We start from the raw sequence: 6,820 nt of genomic DNA, 5'->3' as shown, positions 1-6,820 counted from the left end.
TGTTCGAGAACTACCCGGTCGATGCGGCACTGCGCCAGCGCGAGCAGAACGGCCTGAAGCTCGGCGAGGTCAGCCATGCGGCGACTACCAACTATCCGCTGACGCTGGTGATCTCGGCCGGTGCCACGCTCGATATCGTCTGCAGCTATCGGTGCGAAGCGTTCTCGCACGCTGCCGTCGAGCAATTGCAGCGGCAATACATTGGCGTACTGGACCAACTTGCCGCTGCCCCGACGACACGTATCGCCGACTTGAAGTTGCTCGATACGGACCATGAGGAGCCTTTGCGCGACCCGGATACGCCGGACCGCCGCTTCTCTCCGACCGAGGCTGTCCACGTCGCCATCGCGCGCCAGGCGGCACAGCGCCCTGATGCCATTGCGGTGCGTTGCGGCGAACGCGCGGTCAGCTACGGCGAGCTTGATGGCGCTGCTACGCGTCTTGCCCACGCCTTGCACGCGGCCGGTGCCGGCCCGGAGGCCGTCGTTGGCGTGGTGCTCGACCGCAGTCCCGACCTGATCGTACGGCTGCTGGCCACGCTGAAGGCCGGCGCCGCCTACCTGCCGCTGGACCCCGAACTGCCGGCTGCGCGTATCGACCAACTGCTGCGGGACGCCGGCGTCAAGCTCGTTCTGACGTCCCAGGCGCTGGCCGGCCGCATCGATACCACCCTGCCGGTCATCGTCATGGAGGACATTGGCGAGCCGGAAGCGGTGCAGTTACCCGCCGTCGATCCTCGCCAGCTCGCCTACCTGATCTACACCTCCGGCTCCACCGGCACGCCCAAGGGCGTCGCCGTCGAGCACGGACCGCTGGCGATGCACTGCCACGCCACCGTCGAGCAATACGGCATGGGACCGGATGACCGGGAGCTGCACTTCCTGTCCTTCAACTTCGACGGGGCCCACGAACGCTGGCTGGTACCGCTGATCGCCGGCGCCCAGCTGGTGCTGCGCGACGACGCCCTGTGGAGCGCCGAGCAGACTCTCGAAGTGATCGCGCGCGAAGGCGTCACCAATGCCGGCTTCCCGCCTGCGTACCTGCTGCGACTGGCCGAGGCGGCCACCGAACCGGTGCCGCTGCGCCTGCTTTCCTTCGGCGGCGAAGCGATGTCGCGCGAAGCCTTTTCCCGCATCAAGCAGAAATTCCAGGCCGGCACGCTGATCAACGGCTACGGACCGACCGAGGCCGTGGTCACGCCGCTGGCCTGGGTCGGACAGCACGACACCGATTGCCCGAGCGCATACGTGCCGATCGGCCAACCGGTGGGCGAGCGCACCGCCTACGTGCTCGACGCGGACCTGAATCCGGTGCCGGTAGGCGTGGCCGGCGAGTTGTATATCGGCGGCCTGGGCCTGGCGCGCGGCTATGTCGGCAAACCGGGACTGACCGCCGAACGCTTCATCCCGGACCCGTTCACCGCCGGCGCCCGCATGTACCGCACCGGCGATCTGGTCCGGCGCTGCCGCGACGGCAGCATCGAATACGTCGGCCGGCTCGACCATCAGGTCAAGATCCGCGGCTATCGCATCGAACTGGGCGAGATCGAGGCGCGGCTGCGCGCACACGAAACCGTGCGGGAAGCGGTGGTCGTCGCCCACGATGGTCCGGGCGGAAAGCAGTTGGTCGCCTATGCCGTTCCCGCCGAAGACCAGCCCGGCGTCGGCGCGAAGCTGAAAACCTATCTCGAAGGCTGCCTCCCGCCCTACATGGTGCCGGCGCAGATCGTGCCGCTGAACCAGTTGCCGGTTACCTCCAACGGCAAGCTCGATCGCCGTGCCCTGCCCGAGCCGGTTTGGGAAACCCATTCCTACGTGGCACCGCGCAACGACATCGAGGCATTGCTGGCGGCGATCTGGCAGGAGGTGCTGGGCGTCGAACGGGTCGGCATTCACGACGACTTCTTCGAGCTTGGCGGCCATTCCCTGCTGCTGACGCAACTCGTTTCCCGGCTGCACCGCGAGTTCGGCAACACGCTGACGCTGCGTCAAGCGATGTCGCTGCCCACCGTGGCCGAGCTTGCCGAATACATCGCCCAGCAACAGGCGACCGGCGCCACGGTCAACGTCGCCAGCCAATTGCAAACCATCGACGACCTGATGGCCGATCTCGAGACTTCCTAATCCAATGAACGAACAGCAAGCAAGCCGGGAACTGATCCGGCGTTTCGTCGGGCTTCCGCCGGAGAAGCGGAAGATCCTGCTGGAGCGGCTGGGCCAGCAGGGCATTTCGCTGTCGGTGCTTCCGATTACGCCCGACTGGCGCCCGCCCTCCGGCGATCTGCCGCTGTCCGCCGCACAACAACGGATGTGGTTCCTGTGGAAGCTGGAGCCCGCCGGCAGCGCCTATCACCTCGCCGGCATGCTGCGTCTGCGCGGCTCGGTGGACGATGGCGCCTTGCAGCGGACCTTCGATGCGCTGGTGGAGCGGCACGAAAGCCTGCGCACCACCTTCCATCAGGAGGGCGAGCAGGCGGTGCAGCGCATCCATCCGCGCTTCTCGCTGCCGATCAACGTCAGCGATCTAACGGACACCGATCCGGCACAGCGCGACGCTGTTGTGCAATCGATGGTCGACGCCGAGGCCCAGGCGCCGTTCGACCTCGAACAAGGACCGCTGCTGCGCGTGCGCCTGCTGCGATTGGCCGACGACGACCACATCCTGTTGGTCACCATGCACCATATCGTCTCCGACGGCTGGTCGATGAACGTCATCATCGACGAGTTCGCGCGGCTCTATGCGGGCTTCGTCAGCGGCCAGCCGGCGCAGTTGGCCCCGCTGCCAATCCAGTACGCCGACTACGCGGCGTGGCAGAAGCAATGGCTCGAGGCCGGCGAACTCGAGCGGCAACTGGGCTACTGGAAGTCGCATCTGGCCAACGATGGCACCGTGGTGCTGGAACTGCCGACCGACCGGCCGCGTCCTGCGGTGCCAAGCCATCGCGGTGGCGCGGTTTCGTTCTCGCTCGACGCGGACCTCTCGGCCAAGCTCAGGACGTTGGCGCGTCGTGCCGACACCACGCTGTTTACCGTGCTGCTGGCCGCCTTCCAGGTCCTGCTCTACCGCTACACCGGTCAGCGAGATCTGCGCATCGGCGTGCCGGTGGCCAACCGCAATCGGGTGGAAACCGAGGGTGTGGTCGGCTTCTTCGTCAACACGCAGGTCCTGCGTACCGAGATCGACGGCAGCATGGCGTTTGACGCGGTACTCGCCCGCGCTCGCGAGTCCGTGCTGCAAGCGCAGGCGCATCAGGAACTGCCGTTCGAGCAACTGGTCGAGGCGCTGCAGCCCGAGCGCAATCTGTCGCACAACCCGCTGTTCCAGGTGATGCTGAACCATCAGCGGCGCGACCTGCGCGCGCTGGATCGCCTGCCCCGTCTGATGCTGGAGAAAGTCGAGCGTACGGGCAGCGCCGCCAAGGTCGATCTGGCGCTCGATACGCAGGAGGACGAACAGGGCGTTCTCAGCGGCGTGTTCGGCTATGCCGCCGATCTGTTCGAGCACGACACCGTCGAGCGCTTGCAGCGGCATTTCGTCGGTCTGTTGCAGCAGGTCGTCGCACGGCCCGAGGTTCGTATCGGAGAGTTGAACCTTCTCGATATCGGCGAGCAAGGTCGGTTGCGTGACTGGAACACGCCGAACAAGCGGTTCTCCGCCATGGAGCCGGTACACGTCGCCATCGCTCGCCAAGCGGCGCAGCGCCCTGATGCCATTGCGGTGCGTTGCGGCGAACGCGCGGTCAGCTACGGCGAGCTTGATGGCGCTGCTACGCGTCTTGCCCACGCCCTGCACGCAGCCGGTGTCGGCCCGGAAACCGTCGTCGGCGTCGTGCTCGACCGCAGCCCCGACCTGATCGTACGGCTGCTGGCCACGCTGAAGGCCGGCGCCGCCTACCTGCCGTTGGACCCCGAACTGCCGGCTGCGCGTATCGAGCAATTGCTGCGGGACGCCAGGGTCAAGCTCGTTCTGACGTCCCAGGCGCTGGCCGGCCGCATCGATACCACCGTGCCGGTCATCGTCATGGAGGACATTGGCGAGCCGGCGCCGGTGCAACTGCCGACCGTCGATCCCCGGCAGCTCGCCTATCTGATCTACACCTCCGGCTCCACCGGCACGCCCAAAGGCGTCGCCGTCGAACACGGACCGCTGGCGATGCACTGCCACGCCACCGTCGAGCAATACGGCATGGGACCGGACGACCGGGAGTTGCACTTCCTGTCGTTCAATTTCGATGGGGCCCACGAACGCTGGCTTGTACCGCTGATCGCCGGCGCCCAGCTGGTGCTGCGCGACGACGCCCTGTGGAGCGCCGAGCAGACCCTCGAAGTGATCGCGCGCGAAGGCGTCACCAATGCCGGCTTCCCGCCCGCGTACCTGCTGCGACTGGCCGAGGCGGCCACCGAACCGGTGCCGCTGCGCCTGCTGTCCTTCGGCGGCGAAGCGATGTCGCGCGAGGCCTTCGCGCGCATCAAGCAGAAGTTCCAGGCCCGCACGCTGATCAACGGCTATGGCCCGACCGAGGCCGTGGTCACGCCGCTGGCCTGGGTCGGGCAGCACGACACCGATTGCGCGAGCGCATACGTGCCGATCGGCACACCGGTGGGCGACCGCACCGCCTACGTGCTCGACGCCGACCTGAACCCGGTGCCGGTAGGCGTAGCAGGCGAGCTGTATATCGGTGGCCTGGGTCTCGCGCGCGGCTACGTCGGCAAACCGGGACTGACCGCGGAGCGCTTTGTCCCGGACCCCTTCACCGCCGGCGCCCGCATGTACCGCACCGGCGATCTGGTGCGGCGCTGCCGCGACGGCAGCATCGAATACGTCGGCCGGCTGGACCATCAGGTCAAGATCCGCGGCTATCGCATCGAACTCGGCGAGATCGAGGCACGCCTGCGCGCCCATGCCGCGGTCCGGGAGGCCGTCGTCCTTGCGCACGATGGCCAAGGCGGGAAACAGCTGGTCGCGTATATCGTCACGCGCGAGAACACCTCCGATCTCTCCGCCGAGCTTCGCGCCTATCTCGAAGGCTGCCTGCCGGCCTATATGGTCCCGGCGCACATCATCGAGCTGGATCGGCTGCCGGTCACGACGAACGGCAAGCTGGATCGTCGCGCGCTGCCTGAGCCGGCGTGGGAAGCCAAGAGCTACGTCGCGCCGCGCAACGGCATCGAAGCGCGGCTCGCCCAGGTCTGGCAGGAGGTTCTTGGTGTCGAGCGAGTCGGCATCACCGACAACTTCTTCGAACTTGGCGGCGACTCGATCCTGTCGATCCAGGCGGTCAGCCGGGCGCGTCGCGTCGGCCTGCGCTTCACGCCCAAGGACCTGTTCCTGCATCAGACCGTGCAGGCACTCGCGCAGATCGCCACGCGCGAGGAAGCAAACCGGGCCGTCGAAGACACGCCGACCGGCGAGGTGCCGCTGCTGCCGATCCAACAGGCGTTCTTCGAGACGCCGATGCCGCACCGCCACCATTGGAACCAATCGGTGCTGCTGCGTCCGCGGTCGCCGCTCGACCACGACGCACTGGGGCAGGCGCTGCTGGCGGTGGTCCAACATCACGACGCGCTGCGGCTACGGTTCCGGCAGACCGAGGGCGAATGGCGCCAGCACTACGCCGAGCCGGCAGAAGACGAGTTGCTGTGGCAGCAAGATGTCGCTGGTCTGGAGGCCATGGACGAACACTGCACCCGCGCGCAACAGAGCCTCGATCTGCAACACGGTCCGTTGCTTCGTGCGCTGCATCTGCGGCTTCCGGACGGCAGTGAGCGCCTTCTGCTCGCGGTACACCATCTGGTGATCGACGGCGTGTCATGGCGCGTCCTGCTGGAAGATCTGCAGCAGGCGTATCGCCTTGCGCGGGACGGCCGGTCGATCGCCCTTCCGCCCAGGACGGCGTCGTACAAGGCCTGGTCGCAGGCATTGGTCCAGCACGCGAACTCGGACGATCTGATCCGGCAGGCGGACTACTGGCGCACCCAGCAAGGGCCGGAACTGCCTTGCGATCGCGTCGTGGAGAACGATCGCATCGCCGACGCCGCCACGCTGACCCTGCAGCTGTCGCCGGCGCAGACGCAGCGGCTGCTCAAGCAAGCCCCTGCGGCGTATCGCACGCAGATCAACGACCTGCTGCTCAGCGCGCTCGCGCGAGCCGTCGGCGATTGGGCGAGCGTGGACCGAGCGGCCATCTTCCTGGAAGCGCATGGCCGCGAGGCGTTGTTCGAGAACGTGGATATCAGCCGCACCGTCGGCTGGTTCACCAGCTTGTTCCCCGTCGTCCTGCCGGTGCTCGGCGACACCGGCAGCAGCATCAAGGCGGTCAAGGAAACGTTGCGCGCCATCCCCCATCACGGCATCGGCCATGGCTTACTGCGGCTTCTCGGACCGCAGGCGATCCGCGACGAACTTGCCGCGCTTCGTTCGCCTCGCATTACGTTCAACTATCTGGGCCAGCTTGACGCCAATATCGACGAAGCGGCCCTGTTCGATCGGGCCACAGAGTCTCCGGGGCAGCCCGTCTCCCCCGACGCACCGCTTGGCAACTGGATCACGATCAATGGCCAGGTCAGCGGCGGCGTGCTGTCGCTGGGCGTCACGTTCAGCACCGCCCGCTACCGGCACGACACCATCGCCTCGCTGGTGGACGCCTACCGGCAGGCGTTGGAGACCACCATCGACCACTGCATCGGCATGCCGCCCGGCGCGCTGACACCGTCCGATGTACCGCTCGCCGGCCTGAACCAGCATCAGCTCGATCGCCTCGACGGCGGCCAGATCGAGGACCTGTATCCGCTCACGCCGATGCAGCACGGCATGCTGTTCC

At 67.1% G+C, this 6,820-nt stretch carries 2 protein-coding genes; both read left to right on the top strand.

The features are described from left to right. Positions 1-2,123: non-ribosomal peptide synthetase (locus F1599_RS22060; RefSeq protein ID WP_150084591.1), on the top strand; the 2,123-nt coding region annotated here is incomplete at its 5' end. A gap of 4 nt (positions 2,124-2,127) precedes the next feature. Next, positions 2,128-6,820: non-ribosomal peptide synthetase (locus tag F1599_RS22055; RefSeq protein ID WP_150084590.1), on the top strand; the 4,693-nt coding region annotated here is incomplete at its 3' end.

The organism is Cupriavidus cauae (assembly GCF_008632125.1).
Classification (GTDB): domain Bacteria; phylum Pseudomonadota; class Gammaproteobacteria; order Burkholderiales; family Burkholderiaceae; genus Cupriavidus; species Cupriavidus cauae.
The sequence above is the reverse complement of the archived record's forward strand: the minus strand, read 5'-3'. Positions and strand labels throughout refer to the sequence as shown.